Below are 24,497 nucleotides of genomic sequence, written 5' to 3'. Positions count from 1 at the left end.
AAATCTAGGATCTTATTTTAATTTCTCATTATTCTGGTGGCGATCTTTGTCCCGATCAGTCTTTATTTTCATTTTTTTATCAAAAGCTTCCTGTAGATTTACGCCGGTCTGGTTTGCTAAACATAATGTTACAAATAGAACATCTGCCAGTTCTTCGCCCAGATCTTTGCTTTTATCGCTTTCCTTCTCGCTTTGTTCGCCGTATCTTCTTGCGATGATTCTTGCCACTTCGCCGACTTCTTCCGTCAGCATTGCCATATTGGTCAGTTCATTGAAATAACGCACTCCAATGGTTTTGATCCATTCATCGACTTGGTGTTGCAGATTCGTAATTTCCATTATTGATATTGATAAGCTCCGATGGTTGGGTTTGAAGTTCTTGAAACATTATAGATGTCGGTAGGAACTGTTGCTGCAACGCCTACATTTCCTTTTCCGATTGCCGGAGAATTTTGTTTTACTCTTAAATTCATTTGAGCTGCAAAATAATTAACGAACAACGGATCTTCATTTTTTATAGACTGCGTCACAATTGTAGTGTCATTAAATTCAAATCCTGCTTCCGATTGATTGGAGTATTTTATTAAACAGTTTTGAATAGCAACATTGAATAAATTCATCGGAGTATATTCAAGATTCACAGAATTATCCCGATCAGAATATACAATACTGTTTCTTAGGTTAAATATCAAAGCTCCAAATTCTTTCACTCCGGAATCGTTGGTCCATTCATTAGCGGCAACAACTCCGTTTCTGTTATATGAATGCAGAAGATCAGAATAATTGGCAATGGTACAATGTGTAAAATTATGTGTTCCTCCTCTAAATGCTGCAACGGCAGATTCTCCGCAATTGTTCATCACAAGATTTCTTGCAATAACAGTAGAACCAATCGCATAAATACCATATTCCTGAAAAGTATGAATGAAAGAATTATTGATTGTAGCATTTGCTTCTTTCATATCCAATCCTTTGGTTCCCCCGAATAATCGTGCAAAATTCATGTTAAGGTTTGATCCGGGTTCCATTTTAATAGAATTCCATGTTTTCGGAATAGTATCATAATTTGGATCATTTCTGTCGCCACGAAGAACGACATTATTCGTAAATGTTCCGTTAATATTTAAAGAAGCGCCATCCCGTACTTTCATTCCACTATTCTTATGGAAATAAACTTTTGTTCCGGCTTGTATATTCAGAACCGTATTCTCATCGATGGTAAGGTCTCCGTAAATAATTTTAGCCTTGCTATTGGTCCAAGTTGTATTGTTGGTGATAATATTCGGGTTTGAAGATGTTTTAATGAAAAATTCAGCATCCTGAACCACGGAGAATAAAACAACATTCTGTTCTCCTGCCGGGCTTTGAAATAGAATTTTATCTTCAGCAATAGCTTCCGGACCGGTTGCTTCCGGAGCGATTTCAACAAAAATATATAAACTGTCTTTTTTTCTTAACGGAACGTCTTTAAAATCGTATCCCGGTTTTCCGTCAACATTTATTTTATATAAAGAAGTTGCTCCTTTTTGAAGATGAATTCTTGGAATCAGAATATCTTTGTCTTCATTATTATATACCTTCACGGCGTATGTTTCAGAACGAACCTGATGATAAACAGTGTCGCAGAATACCGTGTCTCTTGAAAAACTTAACTGTTGTGACGGTGCATCAAAGCTGATATCATCTTTATTACAAGATACAGCCATTAAAAGCATCCAGAAAGAAAAAGCCAGTAATAATTTGAATTTCATCGAAATTAAAGTTTAAATAGATTTCAAATTTAACGAAAATACTTTGAATTTCTTATCAATGAAAAAAAATGAGTGGAGTATTTGTATATTATAAAAATTATTGTATTTTTGCAACCTAAAATTTAGCAGAAGAAATACCATTACTATTTCGAAAGCAAAACTTTAATTTTTTAAAATTGTATTATGAAAAACGGAATTCACCCAGAAAATTATAGACTTGTTGTTTTCAAAGATATGAGTAACGACGAGGTATTTTTATGTAAGTCTACAGCAGACACAAAAGACACTATCGAGTTTGAAGGAACTGAGTACCCATTGATCAAAATGGAAATCTCTTCTACTTCTCACCCTTTCTACACAGGAAAAACTAAATTAGTTGACACTGCAGGTAGAGTTGATAAGTTTATGAACAAATACAAAAAATTCGCTAAGTAATTTTTGTAATTCAACGATATTAAAGTCTTTCGATATTTCGGAAGACTTTTTTTGTTGTAATTTTGTTGTAACCAGAAATTAGAAGTTAGTTTAAATAATAATAAAAACAACAGCTTATATTCTCTAACTTCTGGCCTCTAACATCTAACTTCTATCAGAATGCAATTAGTATTTTCAGATGCGCAATATTGGGAAGATTTTCTTCCGCTTACTTTTACAAGACCCGTAGCAGAAATGCGATGCGGAATTCTTACGTTTTCAGAAAGATGGCAAAAAATTTTAGATTCCACTGAAATTTCATGGTTTACAGAAATGTATCTTCAGCATAAATTCAGAGAACCCGAAAAAAAAGAAAGTCTTTTCTTGGTAACAAATTTTCTTCCGACGGAAAATGTTATTCAACAAATTAAAGATTTGAAACAAGGAGAAGCGTTGGTTTATGAAGATGAATTGGTTGCTGCTAAAATTAATATGGATGGTTTTTCTCTTAATCAGATCGAAAAAATGACTGATATTAAAGAAGAGCTTGTTTTCTTTAAAAAGCCAACCGACCTTTTTACTTATAATGATAAAGCAATCGATTTCGATTTTGAATTGTTGACAAAACATAAAGTCTCCCAGGAACTTTCCTCAACGAATGGATTTTTAGGAGATAAAAAAGATTTGTTCATAGAAGAAGGAGCTCAAGTAGAATTTTCTACGATTAATACAAAAACAGGAAAAATTTACATCGGAAAAAATGCTGAGGTGATGGAAGGCTGTAATCTCCGTGGTCCTATTGCGCTTTGTGAAGATTCTAAATTTAATTTAGGCACAAAAATTTATGGTGCAACGACTATTGGTCCGCACTGTAAAGTTGGTGGGGAAGTTAATAACATTGTTATTTTTGGTTATTCCAATAAAGGTCATGATGGTTTTGTCGGAAATTCTGTAATCGGAGAATGGTGTAATCTGGGAGCTGATACGAATTCTTCTAATCTTAAAAATAATTACGGTCACGTAAAACTATGGAATTACAGAACAAAATCGTTTGAAGATACAGGATTGCAATTTGCCGGATTAATTATGGGAGATCATTCTAAGACGGCGATCAATACACAATTGAATACAGGAACCGTAATAGGAGTTGCTTCCAATATTTTCAAAGAAGGTTTTCCTCCTAATCTTATAGATAATTTTTCATGGGGCGGGTTTAAAGATGATGAAAAATTTAAATTAGACAAAGCCTACGAAGTTGCTGAAAAAGTTATGGCAAGACGAAAAGTTGTTTTGAATGATGATGATAAAGCAATTTTTAAACATATTTTTGATACGTATTAACGTGATCAATAAAGGAAACTTCAAAATTTTTTGAAGTTTTTTTGTTTTTGATGTAATGAAATGTAAAATCTGACTGTCTTACTTATAGAAACAAAATTAATGACTCAAGAGACCTTTAAGAATACGGTTTTTATTCTCAAAAACGAAATGTATCGTTTTGCGAAAAGGTTTGTCATGAGTAGTGATGAAGCAGAAGATGTAGTGCAGGATCTGATGATAAAATTCTGGCAGAAAAAAGAAGAGCTTGAGCAGTTTGGGAATTTAAAATCCTATGCGCTGAAAGCGGTCCGGAACGAATGCCTCAACAGATTGAAGCATCACGATGTAAAGAAAGGGTTTGCAGATATGCAGCTTCATCGCTCAGAACTTTACAGTATGGAAGTGAATAATTTGAAAGAACATATCATCGGTTTTATCAATCAGCTTCCGGAGAAACAAAAGGCAGTGATCCATTTAAAAGATGTAGAAGAATATGAAGTTTCTGAAATATCGGAAATGCTGGAAATGGAAGAAAATGCAGTAAGAGTAAATCTGATGCGTGCAAGACAAAAAGTAAAAGAACAAATTTCACAATTGATGAATTATGAACAAAGACAAATTTCAAGATAAATACGACGAAATCTTCCAAAACATAAAGGAAGAAAAAATGGATTGGGATTTTGAGGATTTCCTTACAAAAGCAGAAGGAAAAGAAGATGAGGTTGAAACCAGTAATGACGCTCCGATTATCCCGATTAATAGTAAAACAAAGCCTTCGTTTCCGAAATGGTTCTGGATGGCGGCAAGTTTGGTTTTGCTGTTAAGTGTTGGGTTTATTTTTAATTATAACAATACATCAGCACTCGAAGATCAGTCGAAATTAGTGGAAAATCAGATCAAAAATCAAAAGAATGATTTCATTGAAGAAAATAGTGATCATCAGGAACAGGTAGCTGTAAATAACGTGAATGATTCTATTGCTGAAACAAAAAAAGATTCTATTTTCCAGGGAAATCAGATGGCAGAGAAAGATGTTTTAGATGAAATTTTACCGAAGAGAGGAAGATTGAAGAAAGAAAGAAAGCCAAAATTTGTTTACAATTCTTCTTATAATAAAGCATCAAAAGATTCTACAGGATACAAAGATTCTTACGTGATCGTAAACGGAAAAAGAATCGAAAATGTGGAAGAAGCTATTAATGTGACTAAGTATTCATTCCAGATATTTGCAAATAACGTTAGTGAAAAATTAGCAAAACCTACAGTTGTTGACGACGATTATTAATTAACCTTTAAAAAGATTATGCACCTGATCAGGCAATTATAATCAAATAAATAAAATTGACTCATGAAAAAAATATTCATAATATTCGCACTCGTTTTTACTCATTTTTACAATGTGTACGGGCAAGATAAACTAGACCAGCTTTTTGACAAATATCAGGAAGTGGAAGGTGTAACTTCTATCAAAATTGCAAAACCGATGTTCGGAATGTTAAGCAGTTTAGATTTGGGAGATGCAGAATTGGATCAGATTAAACCTTTATTAGCCAAAATTAATGGGCTGAAAGTGTTGATTGCTGAAAAATCCGGTGACGGAACCACAATAAAAGGAAAGATGCTGGATCAGATGAATAAAGATATTTCATCTTATTTAAGCCATCTGAATTACAGCGAAATCATGACCATGAACAGTGGAGGCGCAAAAATAAAGTTCCTTTCTGCAGAAGAGAAAAATGGGATTCTGGATGATCTGTTGCTAAGTATTGACGGTGGAGGAGAGGAGCGTATTTTGGTAAAGCTTGATGGGAAACTGTCTATGGATGATATTAACAAAATTATCAATTCCAGCGAAACAAATACCAATCCTGTTACCAATACGAGAAGTAATTTAACTTCGGGAAATACGACTTCTTATTTAAATGGCGAATCTAGGAATGTAAGCGAATTCTCAGGAATTCAGGTGAGTACGGGCGTAAATGTAGTATTTAAACAGGAAAGCCCGACCAATGTGAAAGTAATTGCTGATGCAGATAAACTTCAGTACATCATCACAAAAGTAGAAAACGGAACGTTGAAAGTATATGTTGATAATAAAGGACAGAAAAATTTGAAGTTCAAAAATATCAGTGTCAATGTTTCTTCGCCAAAAATGGATAATATTAAAACGTCTTCGGGAGCAACTTTTACAACGGTAAATGCTGTAAATGAGGCTGATCTTACCGTCGATGCATCATCAGGTTCTGTGGTGAAAGGTAAATTCAATATTACAAATAATGCAAATGTTGAAGCAACCTCGGGAACCAACATAAAAGTTGAGGTTAATTCTAAAAGTTTGGTTTTTAAAGGCTCAAGCGGATCAGATACCAATATCGAAGGAGGAGCATTAGTTGCAGTTTTCGATATCAGCAGTGGTGCGGTTTGTAGAGGTGAAAATTTCAGAGCAAATCAGGTAGAGGCGGAATCAACGTCCGGAGCAAATCTTTCTGTAAATGTGACAAATAAACTAAAAGTAAAAGCGTCTTCAGGAGGTACGATTAAATATAAAGGAAATCCGCAAATTACTTCTGATATCAGCAAAATATCTGGTGGATCGTTAAAACAAATCAATTAAAATTCTAAATATCAACTTGCCATGAAAACCATAAAAAATATTTTTCTGATCGTTTGTACAATGTTTCTGATGCAGTCCTGCATTGTTTCTGAAAGACCAAATATGGCATATTTTTCAGATTCTGGGAACGATTTCAAAGGAGCGAAGTTTGTAAGTATCAATGTTCCGATGTTTTTGGCAAAGCCTGTAATTAAAAAAGCATTGAGAGAGGATGGAAAAGAGAATGAGGAAATTATTCAATTAATAAAAAAAGTTTCTAAAATTAAAGTACTGACCGTAGAAAATGGGGATCGAAAAATGCTGAAAGATTTTGCCAACTACTTAAATGATAATAATTATGAAGATTGGGCAACCATAAAACATGATGGCGACAATGTAAACATTCGGGTGAAGCAAAAAGGAGAAACTATTAAAAATATGCTGATTACTGTAAACTCAGATAAAGAATTGGTTTTTGTTGATGTAAGGGGAAGTTTTACGGCAGATGATATTTCAAAAATGATTGCTTCGGCAACTGATAAATAAGAATTCACATTCATATCATATACTAAATTTTATTTTGTACGAGAAGACCGTTCCTCAATTTGGAGCGGTTTTTTGATTTAAGTTATTGATTATTAAGTTTTATTTAAACTATTAAAATCAATTTTCGTATGTCGCTAAAAAGCCTTAATTTTGCAAGAAAGTAAAGATGTCTATTCATAACAAAATTGTAGAGACAGCCATCACTTTCGATGACGTGCTTCTAGTTCCTTCTTATTCTGAAGTTTTACCTAATCAGGTTTCATTAAAATCAAGACTTACCGACAAAATTACGCTTAATGTTCCGATCGTTTCCGCTGCAATGGATACCGTTACAGAGGCTGAATTGGCAATTGCATTGGCAAGAGTAGGCGGTTTGGGTTTTATTCATAAAAACATGACAATCGCTGAACAGGCTGCACAGGTTAATCGTGTAAAGCGTTCTGAAAACGGAATGATTTCAGATCCTGTTACCCTTTCAAAAGATCATACTTTAGGTGAAGCTAAAGGCTTAATGTCTAAATACAAAATTTCTGGTTTACCGGTTGTAGACGCAGAAAATACATTGATCGGAATTATCACCAACAGAGATGTGAAATATCAGGAAAACCTTGACGTAAAAGTGGAGGAATTCATGACGAAAGATAATTTAATCACTTCTGATAAAAATACCAATCTTGAGCAGGCTAAAGCAATTCTTCTTAAAAGCAGAGTTGAAAAGCTTCCTATCGTAGATTCAGAAAATAAATTGGTGGGTTTAATTACTATTAAAGATATTGATAATCAGTTAGAATACCCAAATGCTAACAAAGACGAAAAAGGTCGATTACTTGTTGGTGCCGGAGTTGGCGTTGGAGAAGATACTTTAGACAGAATTGCTGCTTTAGTTGAAGCTGGAGTTGATATTATTGGTATCGATTCTGCACACGGACATTCTATCGGAGTTTTAAATAAAATTAAAGAAATCAGACAGGCATATCCTGATTTGGATATCGTTGGTGGAAATATCGTAACGGCTGAAGCAGCGAAAGATTTGATTGAAGCTGGTGCAAACGTTCTAAAAGTAGGTGTTGGTCCGGGTTCTATCTGTACAACGAGAGTTGTTGCGGGAGTAGGGGTTCCTCAGTTATCTGCGATTTATAACGTTTACGAATATGCTCAGACTAAAAATGTAGCAGTAATTGCTGACGGTGGAATTAAACTTTCTGGTGATATCGTAAAAGCAATTGCAAGTGGAGCAGGAGCAGTAATGTTAGGTTCACTTCTTGCAGGAACTGATGAAGCACCGGGGGAAGAAATTATCTTCCAGGGAAGAAAATTCAAAACTTATCAGGGAATGGGAAGTCTTTCTGCGATGAAGAGAGGCGGAAAAGAAAGATATTTCCAGAGTGAAGCTAAAAAATTCGTTCCGGAAGGAATTGAAGGAAGAGTTCCAAGTAAAGGATCGCTGGAAGAAGTAATTTTTCAATTAGTGGGAGGTTTAAGAGCAGGAATGGGATATTGTGGTGCTAAAGATGTTACCGCATTACAAACTGAAACCAAAATGGTGATGATCACAGGAAGCGGATTGAAAGAGTCTCACCCTCACGATGTTATCATCACGCAGGAAGCTCCGAACTATTCTTTATAATAGTAAATTAAATATAATAAATAAGGCTATCTCAATATTGAGATAGCCTTTGTTTTTTAAATAATACAAGATCCTGGTGGAAGATCTGATATTCTTCTGCATCCTCCCGGACCACAGCAGAATGTTAGTGCATCGCCACATCCTTGGTTTTCCTGATCGCTTTCGCATCTTTTAAAACCTCCTTTAATACTTTTTAAACTTTCTCTTGAAACTTTTTTTAAATTTTTCATAATAATTTAATTGTTTGGTTTTGTTGTACTTTCCAAATTTATATATTTTTTCTAAAATACAACTGAATTTTTATCAAAAAAAAGTGAATTAAAGAAATTAAAATTGTTTTTAGTTTAATTAAGTAGTTCAACAAAAGAATCATACGTTCCGTCATAATCTTCCCACTTTTGATTATTCACAAAAAAAGAAGGAGTTCCGTTAACGCCGCTTCTTACGCCGCCTTCAAAATCATTTTCAATCTTGTCCTGAATATATCCGGTATTGATGTCGTTTTCAATTTTATTAAAATCTAATTGCAGATTCTTCACGCATTCTTTCAGCATTTCGTTACTTAATTGGTCTTGATTTTCATAAATAAGATCATGCATTTCCCAAAACTTACCCTGATTTCCGGAAGCTTCGGCAATCGTTGCTGCTGACATGGCAAATTCATGAGAATCTGTTAACGGGAAATTCCTGAAGACAAAAGCAACATCGTCGCCATACTCTTCCACAAATTTTTTAACTAAAGGAAAAGCGTGTTGGCAATGTGGACATTGATAATCTCCGTATTCAACTAAAACTATTTTTGCAGTTTCCGGATTTCCCTGAACATGATCTTTTTCGTTAATTGGAATTCTTAGTCTAGACATACATTATGAGTTTTTATTTAATTCTTCCAACGCATCAATAATTCCGTCTGCTCCGGGGTTGATTCCGTCCGGTGACAAATAACTCCATTGGATGATTCCTTCTTTATCAATTACAAATAACGCCCTTTTTGAAGTTCCGTTCTCTTCATTATATACGCCATATTTTTTTGCAATTTCACCTTTTGGATTAAAATCTGCCAATAGAGGATAATGTAATTTTCTGTCTGCCATAAAAGCATCGTGACACCAGGCACTGTCTACAGAAATTCCTAAAATATCTGCATTGTATTTATGAAAAATACTCAACATTTCGTTATATAACGCAACTTGGTCACCACAAACAGGGCTCCAGTCTGCGGGATAAAAAACTAAGATAAGGTTTTTACCTAAAAAGTCAGAACGTTTTAATTTTTGATCTGGTGTTGCGGGAAGTTCAAAATCCGGCGCTGCAGTTCCTTTTTCAAGTATCATATTTCGTGTGGTTTTTGGTTGATAATTAATAATAATGTTTAACTGTAGAATAAAATTAGTGATAACTATTTAATAAAATGCAATCGGTTTACTAAAATTAATATTAAAAATCCTTACATATATCAGTGGAAAAATAATTTGATCCAACTGTATTCAAATTGATAGAATATTTGTAGTTGTTTATTCCCAGAAATAAATTTTTAAAATTTAATCTAAGACTAAAGAGCTTTTTGTAAAACAGATTGTTCTCCAGTTAAATCTCTTCAGACGAGTTCTGATCGTAAGATTAATTCTTTCAATAGAATTTGTAAAAAACCTTTTGAATGAATTTCTTTTGGAATTAAATATTGATAATTTTTGAGTTTGTCTGTATATATTTTGTCCGCTTTTGAATTAATTAAGGTTTTAATAATTGTACTCAACGTTTTATTTGTTCTTTTTCCAACCTGAAAACTTACGATTTGTTTAGTATTTTTATTGATGGCGTAAGCCAGCCACATCTAATTCCATTTATTTTTAATGAAAAATCTCATTTCGTCTAATTCATAAGACTGGTGAAACGAAATTTTCGGCACCAATATATTCTCTGCAACATGGATGATTCTTTTGAGCAAAGTTGTCGTCGAAATATGTAATATTCTTGCCGTCTTCTTATTCCTAATCCTTCTTTTGTTAATCGAATAATTTGCAAATTGATATTTTTTCCGTAAGCTTTATATGTATAAAAGTCGATAAATCTTCTGTTACAATTCTTACAGAAATATTGCTGTTTCCCTGTTTTGTCGTTCCATTTTTAATGATATTTTTAGAATAACAACAATTGCAAATTCCTGTTTCACTAACTTTGATACATGGAGAATGGTCTTCAATCATTTAAGTATGTTTTTTCGACAAAAAATAAACGAGAACAGGATAACCTGCTCTCGTTTTGTATTATTTGAGTTTAATTTTTACTGGTTTTTAAGATGTTAATTACTTAAATGATCCCATCACTAAATCTGATACATGACCTACATTACCCAAGCTGATTATTAAAATGCTTTCATCAACCCCATTTAGATCATTACCCATTTAGAGATTACTTTTTATCTTCACCATATATTTTCTTGAGTTTTTCTATTTGCTGGGCTTTTTGTAAAGAATCTTTTCTTCTTTCCTTTGCAACAATTTCAGGAGCATAAGATCCTGTTTGCTCTTTTCTTGCTTTTTGATCTAGACAATAAAAAGAAAAAAGAAAATTGCCCGTTATTAATATTATTATTATTATTATTAGAGATGCAATCCAACTTCCAATTATATTCTTTCTTTTTGGTAACTGATCAAATTTATAGTTATAACTTTTCCATAAATCTAAATAATCTAAAGTATAATAGTTAAAACCCAAAATAGATATAAAAGGAATGTAAATTAGAGGTGTAAAGAAAGACAATTCCACATTATTTCCTGTTATAAACGAATAATAATTTATAATAGAAAAAAAAGTCCAAAGTTGTAGAGCTATCATAACTAAACCTGCTCTGAAATTACTGAAAAAATTTCCAAACGGATTTGCTGTCCATAGCATAAATTTATATATTTTATAGAAAAAGTAATAGTATAGTTTTTTTATTAACATAATTAAAATTTTTGTGATCCATAAGGAGCTGTTATAAATCCAGGAATAACTGCTGCATTTTCAGATTGGATACTTTGATAATCATTTCCATAGCCTTCCCAGCCTCCAGGATAAAATGCGTCCACTCCAAAATATAATATTGCGGGTATAGTACCCGCTCCTGTTAAACCATAAGCACCTATTGTTGTATTTAACCCTGCTTTCCCTGGATGTACTTTATTTTTAGAATTTGGATTGTTGTAATAATTATAAACTCCAATTCCATCCATAAATACGCCAACACCAAAAGAAACTTTTCCTGCAATTCCTCCCCATTTTGCTAAGGACGAAGTAGGCATAGATACTTTTGTAGCAGGCATTTTTCCAAATTGGCTCAAGTTTCTTCCTGTTAATGCATAATTCCCTTCTAATCCTCTCCTTATACCTTCTCCATACATCCTCTCTGCATTTAAACCTCCTTTTATACCTGATAAAGTTGCTTCCAAACCAAAAAACCAATTAGCTTCCCCCCCCAAGACCATACCAATCTGCTCCCAAACTCATCTCATTACTAACCCTAGTCGTATGCATTGAGCCCATATTCCCTTCTCCGTACATATTACCTCCAAGCATATAAGATGTTTGACTTGCTGTACCTGTAAAGTAAGAAATTGTTGCAGAATTTCCTGATGATGCTACCCCATAAAAGGAATTTATTAAACTTTGAGAATCTGAATCACTCATATAATTATAAGAATCCATTTTGGGACTGCCGTCATTATTAAATGACCAGCTTGTAACTCCCTGTCCTGAATTATTCCATACGTAATCGGTTTGTGCCTGAGAAAGTCTTCCGTCTGGATCAAACCTATTAATAACATTATTCAATACATAAGCATATGGGCTTGTTGAGTAATATTTTTCAGAGAGCTGATCCATCCCGTTCCATCGTCCGAGTTCTGGCATGTAATGTCTCCAATCCATTGCATACATCCCGGATTCCTGCTGTAATTCTACTCCGTTGTATTTATACTGATAAGAAAGGTTTCCCTGCGTAGGATTATACCCCTCATGTTTCAATCCAAAAGGATAGTAGTTGTTTTCTTGAAGAACTTCTGCGCTGCCGTTGGCGTTTTTAAAATAGCTCAAACGCACATTCCCCAAATGGTCGCTGTAGCTGTAAATATATTGATTTTTTAAATTATTCTATCCCTAACTAATAATTATCTAAACAAAATTTATCCATCACTAATCTCTGATACATGAGGAATGATCTTCAATCATTTAAGTATGTTTTATCGACAAAAATAAACGAGAACAGGGTAACCTGCTCTCGTTTTGTATTAATTTGATTTTAATTTTTACTGGTTTTTAAGATGTTAATTACTTAAATGATCCCATCACTAAATCTGATACATGACCACTATTTTCAATTGAAATACAATCATTTATACATTTTATTTTCAATCTCTTTAATTTTAATATTTAATTTTTCTTCATTAATATATGAATCATTAAGCATTTTGATGATCTTATCTAATAAAAATACAAACCGCCCTACTTCAGACATTCTGTAATTAACTTTATAAATCTTTGTGTTTAGCCTAATTTTTTCATAACGTGTTGAATATTTTTGAAGTTCTTTTTCACTTGGCTCTTCATACCACTTTCTTAATATTTCACTTAAATAATTTTCCAAATTATTATGTAAATCTTTTATTTCCTCTGAAACTATAACATCTTTCAATGTTTTGTTATCATCTAAAAGATATATAAAAAAACAGGAAAATAAGTAATATGATAGATTAGAATCAACTAATATTTCTGAGCTATTATTTTTTAAAATTATTTCTTTCATTTTGGTAATATATGTTTAGTTATTTGATCTTGAGAGTTATATATTTTTAAATGAGCTTTGGAAATATTTATATTCACAGCTTTAAAAATATCTAAATAAGTATTTGCTACATTTGGTCCAGGAACATAATGACCGGATAAATTATTAATACCAACAACATTTCCATTTCTCATTTTCAATTCTCCAGCTGCGAATACATCTGCTCCTTTTGATAAAAATGTATGTTTTCTCCCTAATAAAGTTTCTCCTGATTGAGTTATTACAAAATCAAATGTACCTGATGCCTGTGTTGATCCTTTCATTGCTACTTGTCCATTGGTAATAGATCCTAATAATTTTCCTTCAGTACTTACAGGTAATGTATTTTTTAATAACCCCTTTTCCGCAGCTAAAACCTTTAAAGCACTTCCTTCGTGTCCTGTTACCATTAATAATGGTAGTGCTGCTAAGTTCATACCTCTGTTATCAGAGGTAGAAAGTATCATTCCTATTCCTTCGAAAATTGCAAAAGGATCTCCCGTACTTCCCATGTATTGAATTGGTCCATCACTTCTTACCCATGCCATGCTTTGCTCCATTGCTTGGGCTTTTGACTGGAAGTTTCAATTATTCAAGCCTTGAAGTATAGCATTGTACATCGAAAATTGATAATTACTTCCCAAATTCTAAATTGATATTTATATGCAGGATTTCCCTGTATAGGATTATATCCTTCATGCTTTAATCCAAACGGATAATAATTATTTTCTTCAAGAACTTCTGCGCTGCCATTGGCGTTTTTAAAATAGCTCAAACGTACATTTCCCAAATGGTCGTTATAGCTGTAAATATATTGATTTTTATCAAATATTTTTATCCCTGACTATTAAAAAACAAGAGTGATCTTCAATCATTTACATATGTTTTTTTCGGCAAAAATAAACGAAAGCAGGATAACCTGCTCTCGTTTTGTATTAATTTGATTTTAATTTTAGTTTTAGTTGGTTTTCAAGATATTAATTACTTAAATTATCCCAATACTAAATCTAATACGTTCATTATTTATAATACTTTGAGAATCTTCCCTTTGCCAATTGTCATAGGATAATTTCCTATTTTAAATTCACAATTTTCAGATAGTCTTCCTTTCAGGAAATCTCTTTCTATTAAATTAATCCGAGCTTTATAATTTTTATTCAATTCAATTCTTTCGTTATCAAATATTATCTCAGAAAAAGTAGATACTGTGGAGTCAGGTAACCAAAAGGAAATTCTTATTGAATTTTTTAAAGCAAAATTAAATTTTTCTTGCGCTGATTCAAAAAAGACGATATCAGCAATAAGACTAATCTCTCTCATTTTTTTAATATTTTATTTAATAACGAATCCAATCAATGCTTATTGCTGAATTAAACTTTTCTAAACTATTAGGTAATACCGTTCCGCCAGGAAATCCATCAATTGTCATATCTGCTTCCATGAAAATATAATTTTTATTTCCTGGAGTAACAAAAGATTTTGGAATGGAAACCTTTACTGTAAATGGTTTTGAAAATCTACTATTAGTCCACATGTTCAAACCTGATTCACCAACCCAAAATTGTTTACCTTGAAATTGATTTGGATGAATTGAAAATTTACCACCAGTATTCTTTATAGATGGTGATACATGAACTTCTTTTATTTTATATTAATATTATCTAAAAGATTTTGAAGGTGGTTAAATTCAGAAAGTCCTCTCCATTTATTATCATTTAAAAAATTGTGAGCGATATGTTTGAAATTACTAAGTTCATTCCAATTTGAAATATCTTTTCTTAAAACTATAAAATAATTATATTTACTTATCAATTCACTTTCATCCGAAGAAAGTAAACTGAATCCAATAACATCTCTTGGATTGTTTTCAAGCATTAGGGTTCTAATCCTATCTGAATATTGTTTTGTTAATTCTAAATTTTCTAATATTTTATTTTTTAAGTAAGATTTATCTAAACAAGCCAAATGTATAGCTGAATCACTTAGTTTAAAAAGCTCGTCTAATGTATTACTTGTTAGAGGTGGAAGTAAAATATATTCTTTTGATTTATTTAGCACATCACCACATATCGGGCATCTACTTTCGTTTTCTATTATTATTGCCATAAACTAAGGTTTTCTAATCATAAAAGGGGAATTAAATCCTTCTATAATATATTGTCTACTTTGATTTAAAATTTTAAGAGATTCAAAATCACCAACGCTTGGACCAGTTACAAAAGGATGAGTATGTCCAAAAATTGATATGTGATCAACTTTTTGTCTCAAAAAAGATAATAACTCCATTAAGTTCTAACGTTATATTTTGTCACCAAATAATGGTTATTCAATTCTTGATTTTAATGTAATAATTTCATCAATTAACATAGGAATAACATTTCTTGCCATGGCAATAAAATCTTGATCTTCTGGTTTTATTTTTACAAACTCAATATCATAATTTCTGGTTTTATTTTCACCTGTCATTATGAAACTTGAGCCAGAATCAAAATCTCTTCCCTCAATGTAAGAAGTCCAAGGAGCAGGTGTTGCTTTACTACAAATCTCAAGAATATTTTCTAAATCTGATTTTGTCATAACTATTTTTATTTTAAAGGATTTTTAATTATAGGGTTAAATAACTTTTCTGCCTGCGCTGCTGTTATACCAGATAATGTAGAATGAAAAGGATTATTTTTAGTTGGAGAAGCTATAACTTTCCCTCCCAATGCTTTAATTTGACTAACTGTTGTTGTTCCAATTTTTCCATTTGGTATTCCCACAGATAAATCACTTATACTTAAGCCTTTTGCACTATTTACTGAAACGCCATTAAGTAATCCTTTTGCATCGATTATTACACCCGAACCATTTTCAAATTGACAAGCCAAACAAGTCCCACCTCTTATAACATGGATCTCTTCATTTAATAATCCTTGCTCAACCGCCAATTCCGTTTTAAGAATTGCAGGCGCTGCTCTTCCTTTTGTAAGAATTACCGCAATGGCAGCCAAACCAATTGCAGACTCACGGTTTTCAGGTTTCATACTGGAAAATGCCAATCCTAATAAATCTGTAATACCAAACATATCACCTCCCATCATATAGGCAGAGCCGTTATGCAAAACCGGACGAAAGTCTGTATACTGTGGCTGTACTCCAATATACTCTCTTAGATGCTTTGGTATTTCAAAGCCAAGAATCAATCCCATTAAAGCCCTGTTTCCCTGATAACTCTTAGGAGCAGTCATTTTAAGCTCAGGAATATCTACATCGACGGGATTAAAAGAATAACTTCCGCTATAGCTTACCGTATGGCTTCCGTAATCAAATCCACCACTGCCGTTGTTTTTCCATTCGCCTCCTATCCTCCACATCTCATTTATTGCAGCATCCTCAAGCATTCCATTAGGATCGGTAAACATGATTGGGTTATTAAAGCAATATCGATAAGTAGTAAGCCCCGGATTTGCTTCTGCCATTGGATCTACTACGCCCCATCTCCCGATATCGCTCATGTACATCCTTGCTCCAAAGTCATTCTAACCCGTTTCAGTTTGCAGTTCCTTGCTTCCAAATTGATATTTATAATAAGGATTTCCCTGTGTAGGATTATACCCTTCATGCTTCAACCCAAACGGATAATAATTGTTTTCTTCAAGAACTTCTGCGCTGCCGTTGGCATTTTTAAAATAGCTTAAACGCACATTTCCCAAATGGTCGCTGTAGCTGTAAATATATTGATTCTTCTCAAAATATTCCTATCCCTAACTATAAAAATAATATTCAATCATTTAGAGATATTTTTTTTAGCAAAAATAAACGAGAACAGGATAACCCGTTCTCGTTTTGTATTAATTTGATTTTAATTTTAGTTGGTTTCTAAGATGTTAATTACTTAAATCATCCCATCACTAAATCTGATACATGATCCTTCACTAATTTTGATTTATGATACTATATTTTCTCACCTATTAATCTAAGAATATTAGCTATTTTATTAAAATCATAATTAATGATTTCCCTATCACTCGTTAATATTTTTTGAAGAAAATCCCAATCTTCTTTTATACTTCCAATAGTAATATTTTTAGGTTCTTCATATACATTATATAATTCTTCATCATTAATATTCCAATACAAATCTTTTTGAAAATAAATTTCATCTTCGTTTAAATTATCAATTTTATTAATTAATGTAAAAAAAACCTGCTTTAACTCTTCTTTTTGAATCTTTATACTATTTTCCATTTAATATTTTAATTATATTGCTATGAAATGTTCTTATTTCATGTTCTAAATGATTAATTCTTGATTGAATTATTTTATTTCGTACTAATTCACTAGGGGCATTTTTCAAAATACCTAAATTATCATACTTATCTGGATTAATAATATATTTTATTAACTTTTGCTTATGCTCAATTATTAAACCCTTATATGTATTTATTGATTTAAGATTTTCCTTAGATAATAATTTTATTATATTTTTACCATTCCCAGCTGGTCCAAGAGGTACATCTCCTTGATAAGGTGTAACTCCTGTTATTCTTCCATCTGCATTAACATTATATGTTATTCCATTTCCACTCCAAGTTCTTGGTTGTCCTGTTGCCCATAATCTCCCTAAAAATGAAGTTTTAGCTTCAAGTACTTCCTTACCAACCATATTATTCGATAAACTAGCAGTCAATCCTACATTACTATTTAGCGAAATTTCAGTTTGTAATTTCAGCATATTAGCTGATCCACCTTGAAAGGTCGAAGTAGGATTTGTCCACGACCACAAAATATTATTATAAATACCAAATCCTCCTGTAGCACCATTATATTGTGTTGCAGGACCTGCACCTGCACCAGCTAACAAACCATTGGTATAACCGCTACTCCAATTGATAGAATTTCCATCAAAGTCCATAGAATTCCCCCAATTGCTGGTAAACCCTGATCCTGTATTGTACCAAGTTGTTCCGTGTGGAGAACTTGCGATTTGATCCATGACAGACTGAGATAACATTCCATTCGGATCTGTAAACATCATCGGACTGTTCATTACATACGCATACGGAGAAAAAGAATCATAATCTTCCGATAATTGATCCATCCCGTTCCATCGTCCGAGTTCGGGCATATACTGTCGCCATCCGTAATCCAACATTCCCGTTTCAGTCTGGAGTTCCTTGCCGTTGTATTTATACTGATAAGAAAGGTTTCCCTGTGTAGGATTGTAGCCTTCATGCTTCAGACCAAACGGGTAATAATTGTTTTCTTCAAGAACTTCTGCGCTGCCGTTGGCGTTTTTAAAATAGCTCAGACGCACATTTCCCAAATGGTCAGTATAACTGTAAATATATTGATTATTTTCAAAATTATAATAGCCTTCTGCAGTAGGAATAAACTTCAGCGGCATAGACTGGGAAGGTTTTCCTCCTGTATCTGTCGCCTGATACTGAAATCCATCTAAGTATTCTGTGATGTCATTAATTTCAGAATTGGCTTTTCCACTGCCGTAAGTGTAGACTTTTCTAAGCTTTACACCGTCCGCTCTGTACAGATATTGCGTATTAACATTATAATCTCCTGTAAAAATCGGCAATCTCGGAACATAGGTTTTATCAAAAGTTACACGATTCGGAAGATCCAGATAGTTGTACGTAATATCCAGAATCCCTTTGTCCTTATGGCTTTTCATGCTTCCGCTTTCCTCGTAATAGGTGATGGGAATTCCCGATACATCAGGATACCCACGGTAATCTCCGGTGGAAGAATCGGTCACTGAAGTCATCCTGTTCCCGGAATAACCATACGTAAGATCATCTATCCTAAACGCCGGAGCTCCCTGTAGCGCATCTGCCGATCTTTGAAGGTGGCTGATATTGCCATTCAGGTCATAATCCATCTTCTCAAAATATTCTTTTGCCGAAGGGTTGGTATCTTTCTGGTAAAATCCTGCCGAAAGTCTGTTCAGTCCGTCATACACATAGCCGTATCTTCTGAGGTTGTCTCCCGTGGTAGTATTGGTTCTCCAGTCTACTTCGGAAATATTTCCGTTGTATTTTGGTTTTACCTTCAAATCAGAAAAATCAAGATTCGGAGTTTCCAGTCCTTCTACGTTGTTGTATTTGATCTCGTAGCCAAATAACTTCCCGTTCAGGTTTTTAGGATCATTGATTTTGGTCATCCACCCCCGGATATTATAGGCATAATTAATATCCTGTATAGGAGTATTCGCTGAAGTTCCGCCCACTTTCTTGTTTTTTAGCTGAGAAAGTTCGTTGTACACATTCTGCGCCAGAATCTCAACGGGATTACTGTCTACCTGATGTTTGTGAGCTAATAACCTGTTTTGAGAATCGTATTCAAAGGTTTCGGTAACCGTTTTTTCGGTGTCTGCGGCTATTCTTTTATGTTTGGTAACAGCACGCCGGGTAACTCCTGCAAAATCGATTTCGGTTTCTGTTTTTGTGTAGCCTCCCAAATGATTCATAGAATATACTGCGATTGATCTTCCTTCCTTGTCATAAAAACTGTAGCTTTTCGTCCAGCTGTCATTTTCTACATTCTTCACATAAGAAGCGGTAGGCAATGTTTTGGTACTTACAGAAGCATTCTGGGCATCCTGCGTTAAAACATCCTGTCCTAATACATTAGTTGGAATAGTAACGTCTGAAGGAAGCGGAGGATACGTATCGTAATAATTAACACTTAAAACCGTCATGCTTCCGGTAGGAAAGGCATTTTTGGTATAATAGACATCCATTCCGTTTAGGGTGAATGGAGTAGTGCTTCTCTCTTCATTGTTTCCTGCATTGGCAGACATATTATTGATCGCAGTCTGCATTGCCGATCTTGTAGATGTATTGGAAAAGAATCCTGTATACACCACTCTTCCGAACTTATCGTACTTGGTAAACATCCAGCCTTTGGTTCCGAAATTATTAGTGGTAGTTCCCAGCATCGCATCCTGAGACAGAACCACTCTGTCCTGTTTGTCATACACCAGATATTCCCAACCTTTTCCCGGAAGTTTCTTTTCTGCCAGTCTCCCGAAATCATCATATCGGTATTGGTAGCAAAGGCTGTTTCGATTTGTTTCATCAATAGTTGCTAAAACCGATGCCAAAGGAGGAATCACAAATGCCAGCTGATTGTATTCGTTGTAAATATAATACGTATCGAGATTATGTGTTCCGTCATTCTTTCTGGTGAGTACAACCTGTCCTTTCCCGTTTTTATATTCTACCGAAGTATTACCATCTTCATCCGTAACAGAGGTTTTCATCAAGGAATTAACAGGATAATATGCTCCTGAAAAAATTAATTGAGAATCCGTCCTGTTTTCTGCCCAACCCGTTGAGATACCATACTTTTTAACTTCAGAGGCTGAAGTATTGGTATTGTAAGTATACTTTACAGGTTTATCAGACCACGCATTCCCTACATTGTAGGCTTCCTTCACTCTTGCCAACGGAAGATTCTCCAAAATCTGTTTGGAATAAATCTTTTCTGATCCGTAAATTTCAGGATCGGTAGCATTGCTTAAAGGATTTTCATAAATCGCTCCATTTTGCGTTCCAGTTTGAGAAACGGGTAAATAAGATTTTGAAACCCTGCCATCTGGATCATATTCGATATGCCCAACCACATCTTTCTGAGCGGGAGAGGCTTTTATGCCAACGATTTGCTTAGGTCTTCCCAATCCATCAAAGTACTGAACCGTTTCCGCTTTTTTTACACAGTCTGCATCCAGGCAGTCCTTGGTATATATATAATTTTTTGTCCCGGTAGGTGAAAAACTCTGGGCAGCTAATTGCCCAAAAGTCATTAACAAACCTCCGATGAGTAGTATTTTTTTCATGATTTTTTATTAATTATTTATAAACAGAGGTTTACTATTAAGGGACATCAATATCCGGAATATAATCAACAGGCGTTGTCACATCGATATTAATGATCGTACCATTGGGAATCGAAACCGTGGAAGGACGTCTGGCTCGGATATTTCCGTTGGGATATATCGTGATTTTCCATTGTCCGGAAGTAAAGGTTCTTGCAATATATCCACCTATTACGTCGATACAATTTTCATCCAGTTTGCCTATTGACTTTTCTGTTATCCAGCTTATACTGCTGTCATAAGGAAAACTCATCTGAATCCTGAAATTCGAGGAGTCCGGCATGGTAACAGAACCACTGATGAATGTAGGAATATCATATCCTTTCGTAATCGTACAGGCTACAGGTGTACATCCCCCTTGCTGATTAGCAGAATTCTGACCATTAGCTTCAATATCCTGCAATGCCTGTTGATAGGCATCGATCTCACTTATGTAAGAGAAATATTTGTTGGCAGGAACCTTATAAAAATATCTGTTGGGTAAATGTCCGGGACCACAATTATCGGTTATATAATCCGCTCCAATTTCATCATTAGCATAGATCGGAGACGCATAGTGATAATCATAGGTTTTAAGAACTTTTCCGTCTTTATCCAGAATCTGAGACATTCTGTGTGATGAATCATACACATACGTTTCCTTTAATCCGTTGGCAGCAGTTTTACTGGTGATTCCGATAAGAGGATCATAGGTAGAAGTTTCAATCTGATATGCTTTTAAAGCATCATCTTTCCTCATATTATCCAGTGCCAGAAGCAAAGCAGGTTCATTCGAAGAGTCATTGTCATCTGCATCTGAAGCAGAAATTGCTGCCGTTACTGAGCTGAGACCTGAAATATCTGCATAAGATGCCCCAACTATTTTTGCAATAGGCTGCGTCTGATGATAGCCCCAAATGGTAGCTGTAGGAATTCCGTTTTCTGATTTGAACTGTCTTAAATTTCCTTTGCTGTCATAATTATCAAAAGTAACTTTCTTTGAAGAATTCTGATTGGAAATATTATAGCTTAAAGCAGAAGTAGGATATAATGTCGCCGGATCATCAAGTTTAGTTTCCGTCTTACCTACCAGTTTTCCGTCATTTTTCACTTCAGTTTCCAAGGGTGTCCCTACCATATTGGCATTAAGAAGCTTTTGAACATTTTTTTCCAAGGCATACTTAATACTTTTTTCAACAATGGTACCGTCATGCAATGTTTCTTTACTATACACTAAATTGTTATACTGACTTTCATAAGTGTTTTCGCCGGAACTTGTCAATGCCTGTGAGCTTCCGTTTACATAATCTTTTACAGTTTTAGTTTCTTTTTTTATGAAAACTCTTTTTACAGGATCTCCGTGATACTTCACATTAGCAAGTGGTGCAATATCTGGTTCATGTGTCAATATGGTTTCCTGCAAAAGGTTATTATTAACTCCATAGACTTCCTGTTTTTTTAATAATCCCTTCCTTTTTAAATAACCACCAAGATCAATTGAAGGATTATTTAATCCTGTTAAATTATACAAATCTGTTTCATCATAGTAGGTATATTTCGTAAAGCTGTTATCCAACATATTGATAACTTTTACATTCGCATACTGCATGACATTAATATCATTATTTCCTCCCAGAATTGCCATTTCTCCCAAATTATCAGGATCTAATGTCAATCCACTGGAAACTGAAGGGTCTGAAAATTTATTATATTCATATTGTACCCATTTTGCCGGAGTGACTGATCCCGCATCATAATTCTTGATACTTTTGATTCTTAAACCACCGCCAAACGCATTTTTATGCTGGCTTATCTGCTTGACCGCATAAAAATCTACCTTGCCGTATCCTGATATATTTCCTCTCACAATACCTTTATTAATTTGCCATAAAGGACCTTGATACACCCTGATCGAGGAACAATCAGAACCATTGTTTCCGTTAATAAAAGGCTCATATCCTATGATATTACCGCCTAAACGCTGCAAATCGATATCAACAGAATATGTAACTCCGGGAGGCGGGGCATGAAGCGGAGGGTATGATGAAATTGAAGGCACAACATATACATCTCCCTGATATCCATTCGGAAAATTAAAGACCTCGCTGGATGCAGACTGGGTGCTGTCGAATGTCCATGTATAAATTTTATCCAGATCGTAATAATTGTAGCAGTTGCCGCTTGTACAGGGTGGAACATCTAAGGCTATAGAATTGCTTTCAAACTCATATTCTACTTTTCCTCCTGTGGGAAGGGTGATACTTTTCAAAGCGTTTGAAGTGACTGTGCCTGGAGTGGTCATATTTGGAGTCATTAAAACACCTCCTCCTAAACTGCATGGAGCATAGCCGTTAACATATCCTGAACCATCTAGATTATGACTTCCATATACTCTATTATAATCAAAAGAATATTTCTGAAGTACATTATTATCTTTATCCAGACTGGAAAGCTCCCCTAAAAAACTGTCTCCATTACCTGAAAAGGCATATTGGCTGATGATATTATTGTTTTTATCTTTTAATATCAGCTTATCCATCTGATACCAATCTCTATCTCCTTTATTTTTTAGAGAATGTGGATTGGTATTAGAATAATATAAAAAATTAATGCTCCCATAATTATTAACATTAATCTTCTTGATTTTATGTTCCTGTATGGTTCCTACAGTTTGATTGATCAGTTCAGTGGTCGTTTCATATTCAAAGGTAGCAACCTGCTGGTTTTTACTATTTGTAATTTGGGTGAGTAAAAATTCACTGTTATAGATTTTTTCACGGGAGGAAGGAAGAGATGAAAACATATTAAGGAATTTCATGTAGCCTATATTAATCTTATCAAACATGTAAGTATTTCCCTTATCGTCAATAATGGTAAATGATGAGATTTTATCAGGATTACTAATGTCTTTGGTAAGTAATATTTTATTCTTTGAAGGCTGCAATTGCACAGTTGTTAATTGACCTGTATTTTCGTCCTTGGTTATATAGAACTTTCCGGAACTTCCTAAAAAATTATAATTATACACCAGAGATATGGTTTCTGTTGGATAAGTACTTTCAACAATATAATCTTTATCATATATACTAGTGCCTCTAAAGATAGTCCCTCCATATTGAAGACTCCATCCTTTTCCAACGTCACTGATCATCTTGAAAGCAGATATTCCTTCGGTGGAATAGGACAATGACACTCCGATATTGATATTATCGGAAGCTACGGATATATTGGCTAATGGCAGATTGATATTAGGAACTCCGGTATGGATATTACTCTCTGAGTTAGTCAGGAAAGTATTTTTTTGAAACTCTGCTGTTTCTGATTGGCTTTTGTAAGTGCTGAACGACAATATGCTTGCTACAAACAAAATTTTATAGATATTCTTTTTCATCTTAGTTTACTTCTTAATGAGTTTCGCATTCGCTGTTTTGTCATTGTCTGTCTTTATCACCACCAGATAAGCCCCCTGAATCAAAGCCTGGGTATTGATCTTGGTTACCTTATTCTTTGTTTTCATTGTGTAAAACCGCCTTCCTCCCATATCATACAGTGTGATCGTCTGCTACAATAATACGAACGTTTACTTT

Annotated in this window: 30 protein-coding genes and 1 pseudogene; 7 read left to right on the top strand and 24 right to left on the bottom strand. The window is 34.0% G+C overall.

Annotated elements, in window-relative coordinates; genetic code table 11:
• Window positions 1-12 precede the first annotated feature (12 nt).
• Window positions 13-339, bottom strand: a complete 327-nt coding sequence (locus ASG22_RS05730) for a nucleotide pyrophosphohydrolase (protein ID WP_055981907.1) — start codon at window positions 337-339, stop codon at window positions 13-15.
• A complete protein-coding gene (locus ASG22_RS05725; protein WP_055981904.1) occupies window positions 339-1,751 on the bottom strand; it encodes a hypothetical protein in 1,413 nt (470 codons plus the stop codon). Before ASG22_RS05725 ends, ASG22_RS05730 begins: the two co-directional genes overlap by 1 nt.
• 183 nt (window positions 1,752-1,934) lie before the next feature.
• Between ASG22_RS05725 and ASG22_RS05720 the strand changes: the two genes are divergently transcribed.
• From ASG22_RS05720 to guaB, 7 genes are all read left to right on the top strand, one after another.
• Window positions 1,935-2,186 carry a type B 50S ribosomal protein L31 gene (locus tag ASG22_RS05720; RefSeq protein ID WP_034678914.1) on the top strand — a complete coding sequence of 84 codons (252 nt, stop codon included), beginning with the start codon at window positions 1,935-1,937 and terminating at the stop codon, window positions 2,184-2,186.
• 159 nt (window positions 2,187-2,345) lie between these two features.
• Window positions 2,346-3,506 carry a GlmU family protein gene (locus ASG22_RS05715; RefSeq protein WP_055981901.1) on the top strand — a complete coding sequence of 387 codons (1,161 nt, stop codon included), beginning with the start codon at window positions 2,346-2,348 and terminating at the stop codon, window positions 3,504-3,506.
• Window positions 3,507-3,605: 99 nt separating this feature from the next.
• Window positions 3,606-4,115 (top strand): RNA polymerase sigma factor, encoded by a 510-nt coding sequence (locus tag ASG22_RS05710; protein ID WP_055981898.1) that lies wholly within the window; start codon window positions 3,606-3,608, stop codon window positions 4,113-4,115.
• Window positions 4,090-4,770, top strand: coding sequence for a hypothetical protein (locus ASG22_RS05705; protein ID WP_185113785.1), 681 nt, complete (start codon window positions 4,090-4,092; stop codon window positions 4,768-4,770). Before ASG22_RS05710 ends, ASG22_RS05705 begins: the two co-directional genes overlap by 26 nt.
• 63 nt (window positions 4,771-4,833) lie before the next feature.
• Window positions 4,834-6,099: a DUF4252 domain-containing protein gene (locus ASG22_RS05700; RefSeq protein WP_055981895.1), complete on the top strand. Its 1,266-nt coding sequence runs from the start codon at window positions 4,834-4,836 to the stop codon at window positions 6,097-6,099.
• A 21-nt stretch (window positions 6,100-6,120) separates the two neighbouring features.
• Window positions 6,121-6,624, top strand: a complete 504-nt coding sequence (locus tag ASG22_RS05695; RefSeq protein WP_055981893.1) for a DUF4252 domain-containing protein — start codon at window positions 6,121-6,123, stop codon at window positions 6,622-6,624.
• Between the two features lie 166 nt (window positions 6,625-6,790).
• Complete coding sequence (guaB, locus tag ASG22_RS05690; protein WP_055981889.1) at window positions 6,791-8,251, top strand: IMP dehydrogenase; 1,461 nt, start codon at window positions 6,791-6,793, stop codon at window positions 8,249-8,251.
• Between the two features lie 56 nt (window positions 8,252-8,307).
• On the opposite strand, the gene ASG22_RS20950 is transcribed toward guaB, so the two are convergent.
• The 22 genes and pseudogenes from ASG22_RS20950 to ASG22_RS20695 all read right to left on the bottom strand — a co-directional run bounded on the left by ASG22_RS20950 (window position 8,308) and on the right by ASG22_RS20695 (window position 24,460).
• The gene (locus tag ASG22_RS20950) at window positions 8,308-8,481 is read right to left on the bottom strand and encodes a bacteriocin-like protein (protein WP_157844705.1); all 174 of its coding nucleotides are present in this window, start codon (window positions 8,479-8,481) and stop codon (window positions 8,308-8,310) included.
• A 114-nt stretch (window positions 8,482-8,595) separates the two neighbouring features.
• The gene (locus ASG22_RS05685; protein WP_055981886.1) at window positions 8,596-9,114 is read right to left on the bottom strand and encodes a DsbA family protein; all 519 of its coding nucleotides are present in this window, start codon (window positions 9,112-9,114) and stop codon (window positions 8,596-8,598) included.
• Between the two features lie 3 nt (window positions 9,115-9,117).
• On the bottom strand, window positions 9,118-9,585 hold the full coding sequence (locus ASG22_RS05680; protein ID WP_082504954.1) for a redoxin domain-containing protein: 468 nt from the start codon (window positions 9,583-9,585) through the stop codon (window positions 9,118-9,120).
• A 207-nt stretch (window positions 9,586-9,792) separates the two neighbouring features.
• A complete protein-coding gene (locus ASG22_RS21620) occupies window positions 9,793-9,933 on the bottom strand; it encodes an IS1 family transposase (RefSeq protein WP_409991364.1) in 141 nt (46 codons plus the stop codon).
• Between the two features lie 53 nt (window positions 9,934-9,986).
• Window positions 9,987-10,085 (bottom strand): annotated as a pseudogene (locus ASG22_RS21615) (transposase); the annotation flags it as partial.
• Between the two features lie 172 nt (window positions 10,086-10,257).
• A complete protein-coding gene (locus ASG22_RS21325) occupies window positions 10,258-10,458 on the bottom strand; it encodes a hypothetical protein (RefSeq protein WP_238586860.1) in 201 nt (66 codons plus the stop codon).
• Window positions 10,459-10,663: 205 nt separating this feature from the next.
• On the bottom strand, window positions 10,664-11,149 hold the full coding sequence (locus tag ASG22_RS05670) for a hypothetical protein (protein ID WP_131726153.1): 486 nt from the start codon (window positions 11,147-11,149) through the stop codon (window positions 10,664-10,666).
• Window positions 11,150-11,202: 53 nt separating this feature from the next.
• A complete protein-coding gene (locus ASG22_RS05665) occupies window positions 11,203-11,715 on the bottom strand; it encodes a hypothetical protein (protein ID WP_157844704.1) in 513 nt (170 codons plus the stop codon).
• Window positions 11,699-12,328 (bottom strand): RHS repeat-associated core domain-containing protein, encoded by a 630-nt coding sequence (locus tag ASG22_RS21545; protein ID WP_317038849.1) that lies wholly within the window; start codon window positions 12,326-12,328, stop codon window positions 11,699-11,701. Before ASG22_RS21545 ends, ASG22_RS05665 begins: the two co-directional genes overlap by 17 nt.
• Before the next feature lie 295 nt (window positions 12,329-12,623).
• Entirely contained in the window at window positions 12,624-13,037 is a 414-nt protein-coding gene (locus tag ASG22_RS05655; RefSeq protein WP_055981873.1) for a hypothetical protein, read from the bottom strand.
• Window positions 13,034-13,615, bottom strand: a complete 582-nt coding sequence (locus ASG22_RS05650; RefSeq protein WP_055981870.1) for a hypothetical protein — start codon at window positions 13,613-13,615, stop codon at window positions 13,034-13,036. The genes ASG22_RS05655 and ASG22_RS05650 overlap by 4 nt, the downstream gene beginning before the upstream one ends.
• A gap of 32 nt (window positions 13,616-13,647) precedes the next feature.
• Entirely contained in the window at window positions 13,648-13,830 is a 183-nt protein-coding gene (locus ASG22_RS05645; protein ID WP_131726152.1) for a hypothetical protein, read from the bottom strand.
• A 248-nt stretch (window positions 13,831-14,078) separates the two neighbouring features.
• On the bottom strand, window positions 14,079-14,375 hold the full coding sequence (locus tag ASG22_RS05640) for a hypothetical protein (RefSeq protein ID WP_055981863.1): 297 nt from the start codon (window positions 14,373-14,375) through the stop codon (window positions 14,079-14,081).
• Window positions 14,376-14,391: 16 nt separating this feature from the next.
• On the bottom strand, window positions 14,392-14,589 hold the full coding sequence (locus tag ASG22_RS05635; protein WP_055981862.1) for a hypothetical protein: 198 nt from the start codon (window positions 14,587-14,589) through the stop codon (window positions 14,392-14,394).
• A 107-nt stretch (window positions 14,590-14,696) separates the two neighbouring features.
• Window positions 14,697-15,161, bottom strand: coding sequence for a hypothetical protein (locus ASG22_RS05630; RefSeq protein ID WP_055981859.1), 465 nt, complete (start codon window positions 15,159-15,161; stop codon window positions 14,697-14,699).
• 216 nt (window positions 15,162-15,377) lie between these two features.
• A complete protein-coding gene (locus tag ASG22_RS05625) occupies window positions 15,378-15,632 on the bottom strand; it encodes a hypothetical protein (protein ID WP_055981856.1) in 255 nt (84 codons plus the stop codon).
• Between the two features lie 8 nt (window positions 15,633-15,640).
• Complete coding sequence (locus tag ASG22_RS21540; RefSeq protein ID WP_082504952.1) at window positions 15,641-16,558, bottom strand: RHS repeat domain-containing protein; 918 nt, start codon at window positions 16,556-16,558, stop codon at window positions 15,641-15,643.
• 18 nt (window positions 16,559-16,576) lie between these two features.
• Window positions 16,577-16,741, bottom strand: a complete 165-nt coding sequence (locus ASG22_RS21535; protein ID WP_317038848.1) for a hypothetical protein — start codon at window positions 16,739-16,741, stop codon at window positions 16,577-16,579.
• Window positions 16,742-16,991: 250 nt separating this feature from the next.
• On the bottom strand, window positions 16,992-17,285 hold the full coding sequence (locus tag ASG22_RS05615) for a hypothetical protein (RefSeq protein WP_055981850.1): 294 nt from the start codon (window positions 17,283-17,285) through the stop codon (window positions 16,992-16,994).
• Window positions 17,275-20,892: a DUF6443 domain-containing protein gene (locus ASG22_RS05610; RefSeq protein WP_055981847.1), complete on the bottom strand. Its 3,618-nt coding sequence runs from the start codon at window positions 20,890-20,892 to the stop codon at window positions 17,275-17,277. The genes ASG22_RS05615 and ASG22_RS05610 overlap by 11 nt, the downstream gene beginning before the upstream one ends.
• Window positions 20,893-20,929: 37 nt before the next feature.
• The gene (locus ASG22_RS05605) at window positions 20,930-24,301 is read right to left on the bottom strand and encodes a DUF5977 domain-containing protein (protein ID WP_131726151.1); all 3,372 of its coding nucleotides are present in this window, start codon (window positions 24,299-24,301) and stop codon (window positions 20,930-20,932) included.
• Window positions 24,302-24,307: 6 nt separating this feature from the next.
• Window positions 24,308-24,460: a T9SS type A sorting domain-containing protein gene (locus ASG22_RS20695; RefSeq protein WP_262483945.1), complete on the bottom strand. Its 153-nt coding sequence runs from the start codon at window positions 24,458-24,460 to the stop codon at window positions 24,308-24,310.
• Between the last annotated feature and the right edge of the window lie 37 nt (window positions 24,461-24,497).

This window comes from Chryseobacterium sp. Leaf405 (assembly GCF_001425355.1).
Taxonomy (GTDB): domain Bacteria; phylum Bacteroidota; class Bacteroidia; order Flavobacteriales; family Weeksellaceae; genus Chryseobacterium.
This window is presented reverse-complemented; position numbering and strand designations above follow the sequence as displayed.